This is a genomic window from Micrococcus sp. HMSC31B01, assembly GCF_001816085.1.
GTDB classification, from domain to species: Bacteria; Actinomycetota; Actinomycetes; order Actinomycetales; family Micrococcaceae; genus Micrococcus; species Micrococcus luteus.
This window is the reverse complement of sequence record NZ_KV825467.1, coordinates 1-1,009: the sequence shown is the minus strand read 5'-3', so window position 1 is coordinate 1,009 and position 1,009 is coordinate 1. Positions and strand designations below refer to the sequence as shown.

Here is a 1,009-nt window from a genome sequence, read left to right as displayed (position 1 = left end):
GTCCTGCGCGGATGCGGCGCCCTCGGCGAGTCGCTGGGCGCCGTCGTCGGCCTGGGCGGCGCCGTCCGCGAGGTCACCCGCACCCGTGGCGAGCTGGCCCGCGCCCTCGGCCAGCTTGCCCGAGCCGTCGTGGGCCTGGACGATCCCGTCCTCCAGCTGGCTCGCGCCGTCCTCCGCGGAGGCCGTGCCGTCGGCCAGCTGCGCGGCGCCGTCGGCGGCGTCCACCATGCCCGACCGCAGCTCGCCGAGGCTGGAGAAGACGGCCTCGAAGTACGCCTCGATCGCGGACCGGTTCACGGCGGCCTCGACCTTGGCCTGGCTCGCGTTCGTGACGGAGCCGATCACGAAGCCGTTGGCGTCGTCTCGGCGCAGGGTGATCTGCGCCTGCCGCGGTGTCCCGCCGCCCTCGGGGCTGACGAGGTCACGACTGAGCTCGGCGGGGATCTCCAGGACGAGGTAGTACCGGCCCTCCCGCAGTCCCTCCTCGGCCTCCTCGCGCGTGGTCTCGCGCCAGTCGAAGGCGCGGTCGTCCTTGAGGCGTTCGGTCATGTCCGCGCCGGTGCGCAGCGTGGTGTCGCCGCGCTGGACGGGTTCGTCCTCGTTGACGATCGCCACCGGCAGACGGTCCATGGCCCCGTAGGGGTCCCAGTTCGCGGACAGGTAGAGGGCGCCGTAGATGGCGGGGACGAGGAAGATGAACAGCAGGGCGAGCAGGGGCAGGCCACGGCGGAAGCGTCGCAGCTCGTAGCGGAACAGCATCAGTTCTCCCGGACGGGGGGCAGGGTGAGGACGACGGCGTCGCGCGGCACGGGCGCGGAGGCCACGGCGCTCACCGCGAACGGGTGGCCGTGGTCCTTGAGGACGTCCAGGGCCGCGTGGAGCGCGACCAGCTGATCGAGGGTCAGGGTGGCGTCCACGTCGTCGAAGGTGACGAGGCGGGCCGGGCGCAGGCAGGCGACGACGGCGGCCAGCAGCGCGCGATCGGGCGCGGACAGCTCCCCGACGACGG

1 protein-coding gene and 1 pseudogene are annotated in these 1,009 nt (G+C 73.7%); both read right to left on the bottom strand.

Features of this window, described 5'->3' with window-relative positions; all coding sequences use genetic code 11:
- Nucleotides 1-759, bottom strand: a 759-nt coding sequence (locus HMPREF3105_RS12365) for a YhgE/Pip family protein (RefSeq protein ID WP_168168019.1), incomplete at its 3' end; no start/stop codon positions are given.
- Nucleotides 759-1,009, bottom strand: a pseudogene (locus tag HMPREF3105_RS12360) (hypothetical protein); the annotation flags it as partial. The pseudogene HMPREF3105_RS12360 and the gene HMPREF3105_RS12365, both read right to left, overlap by 1 nt.